The sequence below is a fragment of the Micromonospora sp. NPDC048986 genome, from assembly GCF_040649335.1.
Taxonomy (GTDB): domain Bacteria; phylum Actinomycetota; class Actinomycetes; order Mycobacteriales; family Micromonosporaceae; genus Micromonospora; species Micromonospora alfalfae.
Genome location: NZ_JBEZFJ010000014.1, coordinates 103489 through 120300 on the forward strand (window position 1 = coordinate 103489; position 16812 = coordinate 120300).

A 16812-nucleotide genomic window follows, 5' to 3' on the forward strand; every position below is an offset into this window, starting at 1 on the left:
GCTTCGATCACTGTCGCAGTCGGCCGCGCCGGGCGAGTCCGTATTGACCCCGGACCAGACCCCGGGAATCCCGGCGAGCTGCCTGGGGCGGGACGCATCACGACTCGTGGCAGTTCTGGTCGGAGCGGTCGGATGTCAGGCGCGTGGCGGAGGGTTCCCGAATCCGTCCGAGCGCGATGCGCACCGCCTCCTCGTGCAGGACGCGCAGTGACTCGTGCAGCGTGCCGTCGGCGCGGTGCGCCGCCTTCCGGGCGCACTCAAGTGCCTTCAGCCGCAGAAGCATCCGCTGCGTGATCCGGTCGAGTTGTGGACGCACATCGGACTCCAGATTCGGCCGGTACCGTGGCCGTAGTTCCGGATGATCACTCCACAGGGCGTGCAGGCGCCGCTGGAGCACTTTGTTGGCCTCGATCTGGGCCCGGAAGAAGCGACAGCTGAGCGACGGGTCGATTCCGATCTCCCGGGACCGCGCGACGACGTCCGCGAGCAGCCGCTCCTCCCGAGCCTCGTCGTCGATCGGGGTCGTGCTGCCGTACTTGGCGGCGGCGACTTCGTCGCCGAGCGCGAGCCGTTCCGCGGCGAGTGCCCTGAGCAGCGACTCCTGCTCAGCCACGTCATCGGCGGAAGCCTGGCTGTTCAGGTCTGACCATTCCATGACAGCTCTCACGTCGGCCTCGGCGCCCGGTTCCGCCGCCGGCCTGTGCCTACCGCCACGTCGCACGCCGTCTGCCGTCTCAGCGCAGCAGCGGTATGACCTTGGCGAAGGTGCGCATGTCCTGTTCCAGCACGCTGATGTAGGTGACGCCAAACTGCTCGCGATACCGCAGCAGGCGTTCGGCGATGGCGGCCGGCGAACCAACGAGAAAGGCCGGCAGGTTGGCGACCTCATCGGTCGACCGGCCGGACATGGTGGTGCCCAGCGTCAGATCCACCTCTGAGACCGTCGTCCCCACACCGGCCACGAACAGGTTCAACTCGATGTCCTGGATGCGCTCCCCCGCTGCGCTACGGACCCAGTCGATGCGCGTGGCGAACGCGTCCTCCGGCGCGCCCGGCCCGATGTTCGCCAGGATGGAGAAGCTGATGATGTTCGCCTCGCGGGCTGCCAGTTCGAGCATGCGCCTGCCGCCTCCCGCGATCATGATCGGCGGAACCGGTGAATCGGGTTCCGCGGTCAAGCGTTCGCGGACGTCGGCCAACACCTCGACCAGTCGACCCACCCGGGCAGCGGGCGTACCGAAGGGCTTGCCGACCGCGGCGAACTCCGCCTCGACGTAGCCCGCGCCGATGCCGAACTCGAAACGGCTCTCGGTCAGGCGGTGGACGTCGGCGACGTTCTGGGCCAGGTAGGCCGGCTCCGCCACCCCGGCATTGATGACATATGTTCCGAGACGCAGGCGGCTCACGTCAGCAGCGGCCATCAAGGCGGGGAACGGCGCCACCATACCCAGATGGTCGGGAACCTGGAGGATGTCGTACCCCAGATCCTCGACCTCCCGAACGCGGTCGTGCCACTGGGCGCGCGACCTACTCGGCATCAACAGGTTGGCCCCGAAGCGGAACCGGCGATCGCTCATGGTCGTGCCTCTCGTGGATCCTCCGTGCGGATCTGTCACGCTGGCGGCGTCCGCCAGAATCCGCGTCGGTACACACCCGGGGTTCGGCACGGGTCGCCTCCCCCGGGCGCACCCCGGAGACCGAGGTCACGAGAACTTCTCCCGGCGTCCGCCGTGATGTCGGGCATGAACACGACATCAACCGGCACTGTCGAACAAGCCAGCGAGGCACGCGATCGTCTCGCCCTGACGAACCTCGGTCGCATGGTCGTCCTGCCTCGTCAGGCCCCGCAGGTCTGGTGGAGGGTCCAGTCGGACGTCGACCTCGCGGTTTGCCGCCGCCCCGATCCGGAAAGGGTCTTGTCATGACCATTTGGAGCAGGCTCAAGGAGCGACGGGACAGGCAGATCCAGCAGCGGCGCCAGGAGGCGTACCTGCGTGCGACAGCAGGAGGAGCCACGCCGGAAGAGGCACGCAAGGCTGCGGACCGGGCGGAGAGAAGCGGGACGAACGCCGCCATCATCGGCTCGATCAACAGTTGATGCCGACGAACATGACGCGCAGTCCCGAACGCGACGGGCTGCGCGTCATCATCCTGTGACCGACCCCGCTGTTCGAGCTGAACCGCACCACACGAACCCGCCTCTGTGATCTCCCACACCGGCAGAACTTCACCCGTGGCGGCTCGTATTTCCTGGTTGTGAGTGCTCAAATCCAGGACATCGAGGCCGGGGATCGGCGCGAACCCTCGCGTCGCCCCACCGCCCGGACGGTCCTTCTTGTGATGTGGTTCGCCGTCGGCGTGGACGCGATCGCGAACCTGGTTCCCTTGCCGCTGGCGGGCTCGGTGGTGACAGTGGTGAGCCTGCTGATGGAGCTGACGTTCGCCCTGTCGCACGCGGCAGTGGCCTACCGGTGGCGAGGGGCTCTGGTCTTTCTCCTGCTGGCGCTCGTGGTCAGCAACGTCATCGAGGACATCGGTGTGCTGACCGGCGTGCCGTTCGGCCACTATCACTACACGGACGAGCTGGGTGCCAAGCTGTTCGAGGTACCCGTGTTGATCGGGCCGGCCTACTTCGCTGTCGGTTACATGGCCTGGGCCATTGCGACAATCCTGTTCCGTCCGGTGCACCGGGGCAGCCCTGTCGTCGCAGTCATCGGCACTCCCCTGGTCGCCTCCTTCGCCATGGTGGCCTGGGATCTGGCCCTGGACCCGTCGTCGTCGACCCTGCGCGGACGTTGGGAGTGGGAGCACGGCGGTGGCTACTTCGGGGTGCCGCTCACGAACTTCCTCGGCTGGAGCCTGACGGTATACATCTTCTACCAGCTCTTCGCGCTGTACCTGCGTCGTTGGGGGCCCGAGGCCGACAGTCTCGAACGGCGGCGCGGCGGCTACCTGGCGCTACCGATCGTCGCCTACGTCGTGGTGGCCGGCGACTACGTCGTCACCTGGCTGACCGGCGGCCACGATTCTGTGCCGGCGCAGGTCATGGATGCCACCGGACACCTCTGGCGCGCCACGGACGTCTACGAAAGCTCCGCGCTCTCCGCTCTCTACGGGATGGGCTCCCTGGCCCTGCTGGCCGCTCTCCGGCTGGCCGACAAGAACCGTTCCTAGACGGTTCCCTGTTCAACAAGAGGAGTTACCACCTTGTCCAGCTCTTCCCTTCGCCCCTCGTTCCTGCTCGTCCACGGCGGCTATCACACCGCGTCCTCCTGGTCGCCTGTACAAGAGAAGCTCGCCGCCGACGGATGGCACTCCGAGGCGATCAGCATGCCCAGCGCGGGCGAGCAGCCCACCGCGGGCCTGTACGACGATGCCGAGGCGCTGGCCGCGAGGCTGCGGCGGATCCGAGGCCCGGTCGTGGTTGTCGGTCACTCCCACGCTGGCCTGACCATCACCCAACTCGCCGATGAGCACCCGAACCTCGTCCGCCTGATCTATGTCGCCGCCTTCATGCCGACCGAAGGCGTCTCCGCCGCGACGGCCTTCGGCATCCCGGTGCCTGGTGACCCGAGCGGCCTCGCGCCGCGCGAGGCGTACGGGAATCCGCGGGAGACGTTCTACTCGGACCTCTCGGACGTCGACGCGAAGGCGGCCATCGACCAGCTTGTCGACCAGAGCCTGCTCTCGTGTGTGCAGCCGACGACGCGGGCGGCTTGGCGCAAGGTCCCCTCGACCTACGTGATCTGCACAGCGGACAGGCAGTTCCCGGTGTCTCTGCAGGAGCAGTACGCGGCGCAGGCGACTGATGTCGTGCGGATCCCGACGGGCCACTCGCCGATGCTGTCGACGCCGGGCCGGGTCGCGGACATCCTGACGTCTCGCGCTGGCGAAGCCGTCCGGAGCTAGGAATGTGAGCCGACTGACCCGGGCGATGAGACAGCCCCTGTCGGGGATGCCTTTGCTGGTCCGGCCGTTGTCTGCCAGGCTGTCAGAGGGTCGAGAGGAACTGGAGCAGCAGCCGGTTTACCTCTTGCGGGCGTTCCTGCTGAATCCAGTGTCCGCAACCCGGCAGGAAGATCGGCTCGGCGAACCGGTCGTGCCGACGGGGAAGGGTCTGCACGTAGTCGCGGAGCCCGCGGAACGCCAATACCGGATCCAGATCGCCCGAGATGAACTGTGCGGGCATCGGCAAGCGAACCCCGTCGAAGGCAGCGGTGAGCTCCCAGTTGCGGTCGAGGTTGCGGTACCAGTTGAACGCCCCGGTGAAGCCGTCCTCGAACTGGGCGGCATAAATCTCCAGGTCCTGTTCGGTCAGCCATCCCGGCAGCGCCGTGCTGTGCTCCGGGTCGATCGCCTCCAGCAGCCCACCGCCCAGGGGGACCAGCATGTCCCGGGGCACCTGGTTGGCCGGGTTGTCCCCGCTCACGCCGTAGAAGGTGCGACGCAGGCTCGTCATCGGGTCACGGCCGAACTCTTCGTCAGCGACGCCGGGCTCCTCGATGTAGTTCACGTAGAACCGCCCGTGGTGCATCGCACGCATCGTTGCCAACTGTCCACCCTCTCCCCGTAGATAAGGGGGAACACTCAGCCCCACCACACCCCGGACCAGGTCAGGACGCATGAGGGCGAGATTCCACGCGACAGTGGCACCCCAGTCGTGGCCCACCAGCACGGCGTCAGGGGCCTCCAGCTCTCGCACGAGGCCGGTGATGTCGCCAACCAGATGCATGATGGAATAAGCCTCGACCGCCGTCGGACGCGAGCTGCCGCCATAACCACGTTGGTCGGGAGCGACCACCCGATAGCCGGCCTCGACCAACGGGCGAATCTGGTGCCGCCACGAGTGAGCCGTCTCCGGAAAACCGTGCAGCAGTAGGACGAGGGGCCCGTCCCCCTCCTCCAATATGCTGATATTGATTCCGTTGGTCGCGACGAGACGACGCTGTGACATGCAACTCCAGTTGTGCTTCGTGGTCGGCGACCCGAGTCGGCAGACTGTTGCCGAGCGCGACCAGGTGCTGCGGGCTGCCCCGCGCCTCGGGAAATGCCGCTGCCGTCCTCGGCTCAGCGACGCAATTGACGCCGCGAGGTTATGCCCAGCTTGGCGAAGATCTTACTCAGGTGCCACTCGACAGTCCGTGGACTGATAAACAGGCGGGTTCCGATCTCCGCATTCGAGAGCCCTTCCCGGGCCAGCTTGACGATGTGGGTCTCCTGTGGTGTCAGCGGGCCGCCGTCGTTACTCGGCCGTTGACGGACGTTCATTCCAAGGCGATGAGCGGCTGAGGCGGCAAACGCCTCCATGCCCATCGCGGTGAACATGTCGTAGGCCGTCCGAAGCCGCTCGCGGCCATCGTCGCGTCGACCCAGCTCCCACAACCACTCGCCGTAGTAGAAGTGGGCGCGTGCCGTCAGCGGTCGAATCTTCGTACGGTTGAGTCGCTCGATCGCCTCGACGTACAGGTCCTGCGCCCCCGCACTGTTGGTCAGGACGGCGCGGCAGCACGCCTCCATACCGAGCGCCCAGTCGGTACCGCACGCCTGCGTCGAGATTGACAGCCGGTCCAACGCGTCGGCCCCGAGCTCGGGCTGTCCGCTGCGGGCGGCGGCGATGATCAGCTCGACGAGCGGCGCACCGGTCAACACCCCGGGTTCCAGGCTCGACTGGATCGTCAGCTGAGCTGCGCTCAGCGCCTCATCGAACCGGCCCACGCCGTTGTAGAGCAGCGCCTGGGCCCATCCGACGATCGCCGGGGCGAGCCCCTCACCGCGTCGGCGGGCGTCGGCGGTGCTGACAGCAGCCAATTCGAGGGTCCGCGCCTCGTCACCGCGCCACGCGGCGAGCAGCAGAGCCATGTAGCTCGGCACTGGAATCCCGGTTCCATCCGCCACATCGTCGAGTTCCATGATCAGTACGGATGCCTCGGACAGGTCGCCGGCGAAAAGGTGCATGAGAATGCGTGTCGTCAGCGCCAAGGGAAGGTCGGCCAACGCCCCGCTCTCACGCGCCAGTCGGACGTAGCTGCCAGTGAGCGCGTCTGCCGCCTCGTCCTGGCAGAGGTCCGTAGCGATCGAGCTGGCGAACCACATCCACCGAAGGGCCTCCTCGTTCGCCAGACCCGGGTTCTGGAACGCCTTCAGTGCCTCCTTCATCTTCGGCACAGCAGCCGCGAAGCCCGCGGTGTAGCGCACGGCGAGACCGTCCAGGAGAAGGTCCGACGGTCGCGCTGGCGCTGTGGCAACCGGCGCAGCAGCGGCCGCCCGGGCCACATCTCGCAGGGTGCCGCTGCTGCCGGAGTCTGAGGCGTACCAGGCCGCGCGTAGGGCGTCGAGATAGGTGCTCCGGGCGAGACCGACGTCCAGCGGCTCGAGCCGCGAAGCCGCCCTGAGGAAGAGATCCGCCGTTTCGCGACCTCGGTCGACAGTGAAGGCGATGTCGGCCCGCAGAAGGTCCGCGCGTGCCCGGTCGAGCTCGGACGCATGGTCGGCCTCGGCCAAGGCGAGCAGGCGCTGCGCGATGTCCGGAGCACCGCCCAGATGTCGGGCCTGCGCCGCCGCCAACAGCCGCGAAGCCCGCCGTGGCGGGTCCAGGGTCAGTTCCGCGGCTCGTTCCAGGAACACTCCGGCCGCCGCGAACCCGCCACGGGTCTGCGCCCGCGCCGCCGATGCCTGCAACTCGGTCGCTACGTCCTCGTCGGGTCCCGCGGCTGCCTGCGCCCGGTGCCAGGCTCGCCGGTCCGGATCCGTACTGGGCTCCATCGTGTCGGCGAGCGCGGCATGCGCCTGACGCCTCTCCGTTTCGCTGGCGGCTCGGTAGACCGCCGAGCGCAGCAGGGGGTGCCGAAACCGCACCCCGAAGCCGAGATCCACGAAATCCGCGGCGCACCGGGAGGCAGCGAGATGACTCTCCACGGGTACGCCCATCCGAGTGAGAGCGCCCCATACCAGCACGGGATCCCCGAGGGGTTCGGCGGCGGCGACCAGGAGCAACGCTCGGGCGTCCGGAGGGAGCGCGACGATCTGCCGCCGAAAGCTCTCCTCGATGCGGCGAGGCAGAGCACTGTGGTTGAAGATTCCGAAGCCGCCGCTCAACTCGGCAGCGGTGAAGCCACGGGGCAGTTCGGTGAGCGCCAAGGGATTTCCGTGGCATTCGGCGATGATGCGGTCGAGCACCCTCTCGTCGACCCGCCCGACAGACGTGGAGGCGAGCAACGCCCGCGAATCGTCGTCGGACAGGCCGGTGACGGTCAGGACCGGCAAGCCCTTCAGCTCCGGCATGTCGTCAGTGTCGAGGTCGCCGCGCACCGCGAAAATCATGATCAGCGACTCGGTTCTCAGCCGCCTGGCAACGAAGCCGAGGACCTGGGCCGAAGCCTGGTCCAGCCACTGGGCGTCGTCAACGATGCACACGACCGGCTGTTCGTCGGCGAAGCCGGCAAGAAGGCCCAGTACGCCCAGGCCAACCATGAAAAGGTCCGGTGCCTCACCAGCGCTCAGACCGAACGCGGTGCTCAGCGCGCGGCCCTGCTGAGCAGGCAGCCGCCCGAGGCGATCCAGGACCGGCGCGCAGATCTGATGCAGGCCGGCAAACGCGAATTCGCTTTCGGCCTCCACCCCGACGGCCTGGACGACGCGGCAATCCCCGGCCTGGGCCAGGGCGTAATCCAGTAGCGCGGTCTTGCCGATCCCCGCCTCACCCCGAAGGACGAGGGCTCCGCTGACTCCGACACGCCCACCGGCGAGGAGCTGGTCGAGCGCCGCGCGTTCGACGCTCCTGTCCAACAGCACGTTGCGCCGTCTTCGCCTGCTCATGGCCGCATCGTGGCCGTTCTGGGGAAACATCGTCATAAACCCTAGTCGGGGACGTAGTCGCTGAGCAGGCGCGGTGGCCAACCCCACCGACAATCCCCATTTCGATGACCTGGGGGTCAGCTGCCAACAATCCGATCGGGGCCGGCAGTGCAACAGAGCCGTCAGCGGTACCTGTTCGTCTACGTCGACTCTGATCGGTGAGGCGACAGGCACAGGTCAGCGTGGCGGCGAGGGCTGCTCCAGGGGGCGTCCGTGAGCGCGGATCGTGTCCGAGACGGCGATGCCGAGCAGGACGGCGACAGCTGCCAGCGCGACGACGAGGGGCGGCCGGCCGACCATCACCGGCGCCATGGCCGCGAGGACCAGGATCCCGATCGGCCGTGGCCGCGACACCCGGGCGAAGGCCACGTACTCGAACAGTGAGCGCCCGGCGAGGAAGAGCGCGGGACCGCCGAGGATGGCCCCGACCCAGGCGGGCTTGGCGTCTCCGGTGGGATCTATGAGGGTGAGTTCAGAGCCGGCTGAGGCAGCGAGGATGCCCGCCACCATGAGCAGGTGAGCGAGCTCGGCCAACCGGCCGACCCGGCCGGGGTCGCCGGATGCCGAGATGGCCTCGCCCAGGATCTGACCGGCTCGGTAGAAGTAGATCCGCCACAGCAACACCGTGATGAGGAACGACACGGTGAGGGCCATTGTCCGTTCGGGCACGATCGGGCCGCGCAGAAGGCTCGATCCGGAGGTCAGGATCGTCTCCCCGAGGGCGACGATGACGAGCTGCCAGTATCGTTCGGCCAGGTGATCGCCCGCGCCGGACCACGGGGACACCCGTGAGCGACCAAGCCCCGGAACCGGCCAGCCGATTCTGGCCCCGAGGTAGTCGATCGCCAAGGCCAGCGTCCACAGCGAGTTGCGCGTCGCCTCCGGCGCGAAAGCGCCGGTGAGCCACGGCACTGCCGACGTGCCGAACCAGACCAGCGCCAGCGTGTTGACGCGGCGAAGGTTGTGACCCCGCACGATGAGCGCGAAAAAGAGGGTGCGGCCCACCTGGATCGCGACGTAGGTGCTCGCGAAGAGCAGGCCGGTATCGGCGAGAGCCCCCGAAATCGCGACCGCCAGGAGCAGGCTCCCATACATCGTCGCGAGGACGACGAACTGGATTGCCGGCTGGAACGGATCGAATCTGCTCGTCACCCATGCCGTCTGGGTCCAGATCCACCAGACCGCCAGGAACAGCAGCAGCGTCTCGCCGTTCTCCGCGAGGGACGTGGTCAGCCTCTCCGCGACGTGGCCCCTGGTGTAGTCCAGCACCAACTCGTGCACTATCCGGGTGAGGGCGAAGACGAACACGAGGTCGAAGAACAGTTCCAGAAAGGTCGGCCGCTGCGGACTCTCACGTCTGCGCAGCAGACTGGCCACTCTGTTCGTCGTCACCCGTCCGCCCGCTTCGTCGGCTTGTTGCTGAAGCAGTCGTACCACGTCACCGCGCCACTCACTGATGAGATGCCCACTCAACGACCAAGAGGCGCCAACTCGGAAAATCGCTTCATCTTTGCGGATAGCGGCGTGGCGGGGGCCGTGCTGTGTCGATTCCCCGGGTCGTCGGGCAGCGGCTGTCCGCCGACCGTGTCGACCCGGGGAGTCCTGTCGTCGAGAGGTGCTGACTGGTCAGACGCAGAGCGCCTCGTTCAGGAGCGCGTCGACCGCGGCGAAGACGTCGGCGTACTCCCCGCGGAAGTTGGGCGTCAGCGCGACGGTCACCTGGTGGCGCCCGTCCTCAGTGGAAAATGACCAGGATTGGTACGTCAGGGTGCCGCCGTCGTTGCCGTACGCCCGGATTCCGCACGTGGTGTCTCGCCACGACAGTCCGAGCCCGTAACCACCGCCCTTGACAGCGGGTGTCTTCATCTCGGCGAGAAGGCGACGCGGCAGAAGACGCCCGCCCAGCAGTGCGGCGAAGAACCGATTGAGATCAGTGGGTGTGGAGATCATCTCACCAGCTGCGCCGAACACCGACGGATTCATCCGGGTGTAGTCGAGAAGCGCCATCTCGCCGTCCTGCTGTGTCGGCACGTAGCCGTGCGGATGCGGTCCGCGGATCTGCGGCGACGTCCCTGGCGCTGCGGTGTCGCGCAACCGCAACGGCTGGATGATCCGGTGTTCGACCTCTTCGCGGTATGGCCGGCCGGTCACCTTATCGATGATCTGGCCGAGCAGAAGATAGTTGGTGTTCGAGTACGCGTAGGCCGCACCCGGCTGGTCAGACGTCGGCGGGTTGGACACCGCCCGCCCGACGAGTTCGGCCGGGGTCCAGGTCCGCCATCGGTTGCTCAGGAACTCAGGCTCGGGCGGCATCGGCAGTGTCTGGACGTAGTCGAACAACCCGCTGCTGTGGTTGAGCAGATGGCGCACGGTAACGCGGTGACCGTCGGGAACGACTCCGGGCAGCCGCGATTCGACACTGTCGTCAAGCCGCAGCCGACCTTCACCGACAAGCTGCAGGACGACGGTGGCGATGAACGTCTTCGTGATGCTGCCCACCCGGACTCGACCGTCAACCGGGACCGCCCTCGTGGTACCCAGTTCGGCCACACCGCTGCCGCCCTGCCAGATGCCGTGCTGGTCGCGCACCTCCGCCAGCGCGCCCACCGTGCCGGCGGCCACGACATCGTTCAGCCGACGCTGCAGTTCGACGCGATCCCTCTCCGCTGGCACGGCAGTGGCAGCGGCCGGGACGGCAATCACCGCCAGCACTGTCGTCGCGATCGTCATGGACCGGAGCACACGCTTCATACGGCCTCCTTGAGCAATTCCGCTCGTCGGTGTTTACCGAAGATCACGCTAGGCAGGCGACCGCCCTTGCGGGACCCGGCTGACAGCCGTCTTCTACTGGGGGGTTTCCCCCAGTCCGGCCCTCGCGCGGCCGGCCCGGCGTGCTGCGCGCGGTGGTGGTGACCGGGGGCGGTCACCGCCTGGTCGGGCTGCTCGGTCTGGGTCTGGGCGCGACCATCCGCGCTTGACAGGTGGGAATCGTGAGCAGAATGAGGGCCGGGCAGGGTAGGACAATGGCGGCATGGACCCTCCGGTGACGGCACCGACAGCGGACGCATCGTCCGGCGGCCAGGGTCGGGGCAGGAGGACGTGGGCGGTGGCCCGCGCGGCGGTCGGAGCGCCGTTCACCCGACGACAGCTTCGCGAGCTGTCATTCTGCCTGGCCGGGCTGCCGTTCACGCTCGTCAATCCACTGGTGCTCTTCGTTCTCACAGTGGACATCATCTGGTTCGTCGTCGACGGCGGGCGGGGTAACCCGTCGGTGGGCGAGATGGCCATCGCCTGTGCCTGCCAGGGACTGCTGCTCGTCCTGCTGGTGTCGACAACGGTGGCCCGGAGGCTCGGCTCACTGCAGCGCCTGCTCGCGACCCGGCTGCTCGGGACGCGAGTCGGGGAGCCGCCGCCGGCGCGGCGGCGCCCCGGCGGTCGGGCCTGGTCCGGGCCGGGCCCCGGGGACGGGGCAGGCTGGCGGGTCATGGCCTATCAGCTGGCCAAGCTGCCGGTCGGCCTGGTCGAGCTGTACGCCGTGTTCTTCTGGGTCGGCGGGCTGGTCAACCTGAGTTACCCGCTCTTGTGGGGGGCGTTCCGTAACCATCCGCCGGGGGTGCAGCTGAGTCCGGTGCCGGTGTTCACGCCGTTCGGGTTGTTCGGCGAGGGCACGTTCCGCGTCGCGACCTTTCCCGGCACGTTCGCCGCCGCCGCGGCGGGAGCGGCGATGCTGCTGGTCGCCCCGTGGATTACCACTGCCGTTACGTCCGTCGACGCCTGGCTGATCCAGGGTTTGCTCGGGCCTGGGCGGCTGGCACAGCGGGTCCACGACCTGGAGCTGACCCGGGCGCTGGCCGTTGACGACTCCGCCGCGATGCTGCGTCGGCTCGAGCGGGACCTGCACGACGGCGCGCAGATCCGGCTGGCCACCTTGGCCATGAACCTGGGTATGGCCCGGGAGAAGCTCGGCAGCGGCGGAGAGGTTCCCGACGCGGCGGCTGCCCGCGAACTGGTCGACGCCGCCATCCGGGGTGCCAAGGATGCGCTCGGCGAGCTGCGCGGCCTGGTCCGCGGGATCCACCCGCCGGTGCTCGACAACGGGCTGGCGGACGCCCTCGCGTCGTTGGCCGCCGACAGCGCGATTCCGGTCGAGCTGCAGGTCGACCTCCCGGTCCGGCCCGCTCCTGCGATCGAGACCATCGCGTATTTCTGCGCTGCCGAACTGCTGGCCAACGCGGCGAAGCACAGCCTCGCCGACGCGATCGCCGTCCGGGTTGTCGAACATCGGGACGTGCTGCTGCTCAGCGTGACCGACGACGGCACGGGTGGTGTCGACTCGGGTCGGGGCAGTGGCCTGCGCGGGCTGACGTCTCGGGTCGCCGTGGTGGATGGCCGGCTCACCATCACGAGCCCACCTGGCGGCCCAACGAGGATCGCCGTCGAGCTACCGTTCCGCGCATGAATACGCGGGTCGTCATCGCCGAGGATGCGGCTTTGTTCCGGGCGGGGCTCACTCGGTTGATCGAGGACCGCGGCCACCAGGTGTGCGCTGCCGTGGGCGACGGGGACGCGCTGCTGGCCGCGGTGGCCGAGCATCAGCCCGACGTGGTGGTGGTCGACATCCGGATGCCGCCAACGCACACCGACGAGGGAGTTCGCGCCGCACTCGAGATCCGCCAGCAGCATCCCCGCACCGGTGTGCTGATGCTGTCGCAGTACATCGAGACCAAGTACACCTCCCGGCTGTTGGAGGGCAATGCGGCAGGTGCCGGCTACCTACTGAAGGAACGGGTGGCCGACGTCGCCGAGTTCGCCGACGCGCTGGAGCGGGTCGCCGCGGGCGGCACGGCGCTGGACCCTGAGATCGTCGGCCGACTGCTGCGGGCCAGCCGCCGCGCCGACGGCGTAGCGACACTTACCGCCCGCGAGCGCCACGTGCTCGCGCTCATGGCAGAAGGGCGGTCGAACGCAGGCATCGCCGGCGCGCTCCTGGTGAGCGACGGAACCGTGGAGAAACACGTCACCAGCATCTTTGGCAAGCTGGGCCTCCCCGCCGGCGAGGCCGACAACCGTCGCGTCCTCGCGGTCCTGCGCTACCTCAATTGACCAAGCACTCCGGGGAAATCACCAGCCCGGTACGCGGAGTAATTGTCGGTGTCCGCGAGGCGACGCGACCCGGTGCCTCACGACCGACGAGGCGTGGCGCAACGCTCAGGCTCACGCAGTCCAGCTGTTCGGTGGACGTGCTAGCCGGCGATGGCCTCGCGCTGGATCTGCGCGAACTGGGCGGCCATCGCGGCGGCCAGGGCCTGCGCGGCGGACAGCGGGCGAATCATGACCGTGAGTTCATCGATCAGGCCGCTCTCGTCCAGGTGTAGGAAGTCGCAACCTTCGACGGCGACCTCGCCTATCCGCGCCTCGAATACCAGCGCGTGATCGCGATCCCCGTCACCGCTCAGCTCGCGGACGTACCGGAAGTCCTCGAAGACCCGCAGCACACCGCGCAGGATCGCCGCGGTGATTGCCTTGCCCGGATACGGCTTGAACGCCACCGGGCTGCGGAAAACCACATCGTCGGCCAGGGCCGCCGCCATGGCGTCCGCATCGCGTGCTTCAACCGCCGCGCGAAAGTCGATCACTGTGCCAGCGTACGGGGTTTCCCGGCCGCCGGTCGATCGGCGCTTGGCCGTCCGGTGGCGGGCTGGTCCTGCACCTGTCCGCGCCGCAGTTGCTCGCCGTGGTGGTGTGCGCGGGCCTGCCTACTGCCCCGGCGACCAGTATTGCTAGGACGTCATACGTGTGATGTGATCCGGGTCATGAATGTCGCGTGCGTTTCCACCGCATGACGGTCCAACGCCGCTGCACCCTGCCCGTCGTCCATCTCGGATGGAAGGAACCACTGTGGCTCCAGCCTTCAACCGCACCTCGCGAAGATCTACACCGTCCGCCAAGACTGTGAAGATCGTGACCGGCGTGATTGCGACAGCGGTCGCGACTACTGCAGCAGTCGTCGTGGCGCAACCGGCGTACGCAGCGACAGCCATCTACGCGGCGCCAGCGGGCTCCGGGACGGCCTGCTCGGCGTCGGCGCCGTGCAGCATCGGGCAAGCACAAGCCCAGGTTCGATCGGCGCCCGCTGGCGACGTCACGGTGCAGCTCGCCGCGGGGACGTACCGGATCTCCAGCCCACTCCAGTTCCGCGCGGAGGATGGCGGTCGCGGCGGGACCGTCCTGTGGACCGCAGCCCCCGGCGCCACCCCGCTGATCACCGGCGCGCTCGACGTCTCCGGATGGTCGCTGCACGACGCCGCGTCGAACATCTACGTCGCGAACGTCCCGGTGGGTCTCGAAACGCGGCAGCTGTACGTGAACGGCGTCAGCGCATCCCGCGCGGCAATCAAGCTCAACAACTCCGACATCACGCTGACGGCGACCGGGATGAGGGTCAACAACTCCGCTCTGAACTACCTGAGCACCCTGCCTCAGCAGAACCGCATCGAGTTCGAGAGCATCGCCGCATTCACTAATCGCTATGCTCAGGTCGCCAGCATCAGCGGAAACGTGATCACGATGGCTCAGCCGGGATGGAACAACAACACCTGGGGCTACGACACCGTGCAGAGTTCCCTGATCGGGGGGCCGACCTACTTCCTCGGGAATTCTCTGCGCTTCTTGACCACAGTCGGGCAGTGGTATATCGATCCCGCTGCGGGGAGGCTGTACTACAAGCCTGCGCCGGGGGTCCACCCCGACCAGCTTGACATCGAGCTGCCCCGCCTGCAGAGCCTGCTGAGCATCGGCGGCACCTACAGCAACCCGGTCTCGAACCTCGCGTTCCGGGGTATCAAGTTCTCGGGGACGTCCTGGCTGGGGCCCTCCTCGGTAGAAGGTTACGCCAACCAACAGAACGGCACCTTCCTCAAGGGTACGTACAGCTATCGGCCGAGCGACGCCTTCACCAGCTGCGCACGCGGCTGCACGGCGTTCGAGCGGGCACGGAACACGTGGCTTCAGGAGCCCGCCGCCGTCCAGGTGTCGGCGGCTAACAACATCGCCTTCACCGACAACACCTTTGCCAACCTGGGTCAGTCGGCGCTCGGTATCGGTCAGGACGCGAACGCGATGGTGTCCGGGGTCGGCCTGGGCGCGAGCGACATCGACGTGATCGGTAACAAGTTCACGGAGGTCTCCGGTCACGGTATCGCCGTCGGCGGAATCCAGCCCGACGCCCACCACCCCAGCGATCAGCGCATGGTCAACAAGAATGTCCGCATCGAGGACAACACCGTCAATCGGGTGGCCGTCGACTACAAGGACAACTCTGGCATCCTGAGTACCTACGTCACCAACGCGCGCATCGTCCGTAACGAAGTCGCGAACGTTGCCTACGACGCGATCGACACCGGGTACGGATGGGGCAGCCATGACCCCGGTGGCTCGAACGAATATGCCAACCGCGGTTACTACAACTACAGCACGCGTTACACGACTCCAACGACGTTGCGCGACAACTACGTAGCGAACAACCTGGTGCACAACACGAAGGCCAGGTTCCACGACGGCGGCTCGGTGTACAACCTGTCCGCCAGTCCCGGCACGGTCCTTGAGGAGAACTACCTCTACAACGTGTCCGGCGTCGGGCTCTACCTCGACGAGGGCACGCGTTACACAAATTACCGGAACAACGTCCTCCAGGGCTCCAGCCCATGGGTGTTCACGAACTCCTACGGGACGGCGCACAACACAAGCGACAACATGATTACCGGTAACTGGTACAACTCCGGTGGTGCCCAGATTCCGGACGCGGCCTTGCACAACAATCAGGTCACCGGCAACATTCAGGTCTCCGGCACGGCGTGGCCGGCCGGCGCCCAGGCCGTGATCTGTGAGGCCGGCGTCGCGGCGCAGCGCCGAACGGAACTCAACGGGAACCTGTTCGCGCCCAACGGCACCTGCGGTCAGACCGGTTCGCCCGTTGCTGCCCCCTATCTCACTACTGCGACATCCGCGGCCAGTTCGTTCTTCGCCCAGTCAGGTTCGCGTTTCGCCCTCTCTGCCGCCGGCGCTGATGTCTGGAGCGGCACTGGTGACGAGTTCGGGGCGATCTACCAGGACAACTCCGTCACCTCGGGCACGAGCGTGAGCGCCAAGGTCGACTCGTTGAACGATTCCCATGCCTACGCCAAGACCGGCGTGATGATCCGCAACGACATGACGAGGCCGGGATCCTCCAACGGCTATGCGCTGGTCGCTGTCACGAGGACGAACGGGGTCCTCTTCGAGTGGGATTCCAACGGCGATGGGTACGTCGACAGCGAATCCAAGGCGAGCGTCGACACGTACCGCCCGGTCTGGGTCAAGCTCACCCGAAGTGGGAACCAGGCCACTGCCTACTACTCCTACGACGGTGCCAACTTCGTCCAGATCGGTTCATCCGTAACGCTGACCGGTGCCAGCGCCACGCAGGACGGAGGCACTTTCACCACGTCGCACGACCGCACGCAGCGGGCCATCAACGTCGTCAGCGACCTACGCATCTCCGGATCGCAGAATGTGCCGACCGTCCAGATCGTCGGCGGTCCGTCGGGTCGATGTGTGGACGCGCCTGGTACGAGCACGACCAACGGCGCGCAGGTACAACTGTGGGACTGCCACGGGGGCAGCAACCAGCGCTGGACCTACACCTCGGCCAAGCAGCTGATCGTCTACGGCAACAAGTGCCTGGACGCCAACGGCGGAGGTACCAGCAACGGCGTGAAGGCAATCATCTGGGACTGCAATGGCCAGGCCAACCAGCAGTGGAACCTGAATTCCAACGGCACCATCACCGGGGTGCAGTCGGGGCTGTGCCTGGACGCTAGTGCCTCCGGCACCGCCAACGGCACCCTCATCCATCTGTGGGCCTGCCACGGTGGCAGCAACCAGCAGTGGAGTCAGCGGAGCTAGTGCGTCGCGCGGGAC

General features: G+C 67.4%; 13 protein-coding genes. 6 read left to right on the top strand and 7 right to left on the bottom strand.

The genetic code is table 11. The features are described from left to right. Positions 1–97 precede the first annotated feature (97 nt). Entirely contained in the window at positions 98–655 is a 558-nt protein-coding gene (gene aroQ, locus AB0B94_RS25935) for a gamma subclass chorismate mutase AroQ (RefSeq protein ID WP_357285560.1), read from the bottom strand. 79 nt (positions 656–734) lie between these two features. Next, entirely contained in the window at positions 735–1577 is an 843-nt protein-coding gene (locus AB0B94_RS25940; RefSeq protein ID WP_357285563.1) for a TIGR03621 family F420-dependent LLM class oxidoreductase, read from the bottom strand. A 344-nt stretch (positions 1578–1921) separates the two neighbouring features. Between AB0B94_RS25940 and AB0B94_RS25945 the strand changes: the two genes are divergently transcribed. The 3 genes from AB0B94_RS25945 (at position 1922) to AB0B94_RS25955 (ending at position 3909) form a co-directional block, all read left to right on the top strand. After that, the gene (locus AB0B94_RS25945) at positions 1922–2098 is read left to right on the top strand and encodes a hypothetical protein (protein ID WP_357285567.1); all 177 of its coding nucleotides are present in this window, start codon (positions 1922–1924) and stop codon (positions 2096–2098) included. A 242-nt stretch (positions 2099–2340) separates the two neighbouring features. Continuing rightward, positions 2341–3174 carry a carotenoid biosynthesis protein gene (locus AB0B94_RS25950; protein WP_357285856.1) on the top strand — a complete coding sequence of 278 codons (834 nt, stop codon included), beginning with the start codon at positions 2341–2343 and terminating at the stop codon, positions 3172–3174. A 33-nt stretch (positions 3175–3207) separates the two neighbouring features. After that, a complete protein-coding gene (locus AB0B94_RS25955; RefSeq protein ID WP_357285571.1) occupies positions 3208–3909 on the top strand; it encodes an alpha/beta hydrolase in 702 nt (233 codons plus the stop codon). 82 nt (positions 3910–3991) lie between these two features. On the opposite strand, the gene AB0B94_RS25960 is transcribed toward AB0B94_RS25955, so the two are convergent. The 4 genes from AB0B94_RS25960 to AB0B94_RS25975 all read right to left on the bottom strand — a co-directional run bounded on the left by AB0B94_RS25960 (position 3992) and on the right by AB0B94_RS25975 (position 10605). Beyond that, positions 3992–4954 (bottom strand): alpha/beta hydrolase, encoded by a 963-nt coding sequence (locus AB0B94_RS25960; protein ID WP_357285574.1) that lies wholly within the window; start codon positions 4952–4954, stop codon positions 3992–3994. Between the two features lie 113 nt (positions 4955–5067). Then, complete coding sequence (locus tag AB0B94_RS25965; RefSeq protein WP_357285578.1) at positions 5068–7845, bottom strand: LuxR C-terminal-related transcriptional regulator; 2778 nt, start codon at positions 7843–7845, stop codon at positions 5068–5070. Positions 7846–8031: 186 nt separating this feature from the next. Continuing rightward, positions 8032–9246: a low temperature requirement protein A gene (locus AB0B94_RS25970; protein WP_357285580.1), complete on the bottom strand. Its 1215-nt coding sequence runs from the start codon at positions 9244–9246 to the stop codon at positions 8032–8034. Between the two features lie 234 nt (positions 9247–9480). After that, positions 9481–10605 carry a serine hydrolase domain-containing protein gene (locus AB0B94_RS25975; protein WP_357285583.1) on the bottom strand — a complete coding sequence of 375 codons (1125 nt, stop codon included), beginning with the start codon at positions 10603–10605 and terminating at the stop codon, positions 9481–9483. A 280-nt stretch (positions 10606–10885) separates the two neighbouring features. Here AB0B94_RS25975 and AB0B94_RS25980 point away from each other — a divergent pair, with 280 nt between their 5' ends. Both AB0B94_RS25980 and AB0B94_RS25985 read left to right on the top strand, forming a co-directional pair. Next, positions 10886–12313 (top strand): sensor domain-containing protein, encoded by a 1428-nt coding sequence (locus tag AB0B94_RS25980; RefSeq protein ID WP_357285586.1) that lies wholly within the window; start codon positions 10886–10888, stop codon positions 12311–12313. Continuing rightward, positions 12310–12957 carry a response regulator transcription factor gene (locus AB0B94_RS25985; RefSeq protein ID WP_357285589.1) on the top strand — a complete coding sequence of 216 codons (648 nt, stop codon included), beginning with the start codon at positions 12310–12312 and terminating at the stop codon, positions 12955–12957. Before AB0B94_RS25980 ends, AB0B94_RS25985 begins: the two co-directional genes overlap by 4 nt. Before the next feature lie 140 nt (positions 12958–13097). Here AB0B94_RS25985 and AB0B94_RS25990 read toward each other — a convergent pair whose 3' ends face one another. Then, positions 13098–13490 (bottom strand): nuclear transport factor 2 family protein, encoded by a 393-nt coding sequence (locus AB0B94_RS25990; protein WP_357285592.1) that lies wholly within the window; start codon positions 13488–13490, stop codon positions 13098–13100. A gap of 316 nt (positions 13491–13806) precedes the next feature. Between AB0B94_RS25990 and AB0B94_RS25995 the strand changes: the two genes are divergently transcribed. Next, positions 13807–16797 (top strand): ricin-type beta-trefoil lectin domain protein, encoded by a 2991-nt coding sequence (locus tag AB0B94_RS25995; protein ID WP_357285595.1) that lies wholly within the window; start codon positions 13807–13809, stop codon positions 16795–16797. Positions 16798–16812 lie beyond the last annotated feature (15 nt).

Coding starts and splice junctions, on each gene's coding strand:
- aroQ (WP_357285560.1), bottom strand. CDS start 655: ATGGAATGGTCAGACCTGAACAGCCAGGCTTCCGCCGATGACGTGGCT.
- AB0B94_RS25950 (WP_357285856.1), top strand. CDS start 2,341: ATGTGGTTCGCCGTCGGCGTGGACGCGATCGCGAACCTGGTTCCCTTG.
- AB0B94_RS25940 (WP_357285563.1), bottom strand. CDS start 1,577: ATGAGCGATCGCCGGTTCCGCTTCGGGGCCAACCTGTTGATGCCGAGT.
- AB0B94_RS25985 (WP_357285589.1), top strand. CDS start 12,310: ATGAATACGCGGGTCGTCATCGCCGAGGATGCGGCTTTGTTCCGGGCG.
- AB0B94_RS25965 (WP_357285578.1), bottom strand. CDS start 7,845: ATGTTTCCCCAGAACGGCCACGATGCGGCCATGAGCAGGCGAAGACGG.
- AB0B94_RS25960 (WP_357285574.1), bottom strand. CDS start 4,954: ATGTCACAGCGTCGTCTCGTCGCGACCAACGGAATCAATATCAGCATA.
- AB0B94_RS25975 (WP_357285583.1), bottom strand. CDS start 10,605: ATGAAGCGTGTGCTCCGGTCCATGACGATCGCGACGACAGTGCTGGCG.
- AB0B94_RS25945 (WP_357285567.1), top strand. CDS start 1,922: ATGACCATTTGGAGCAGGCTCAAGGAGCGACGGGACAGGCAGATCCAG.
- AB0B94_RS25980 (WP_357285586.1), top strand. CDS start 10,886: ATGGACCCTCCGGTGACGGCACCGACAGCGGACGCATCGTCCGGCGGC.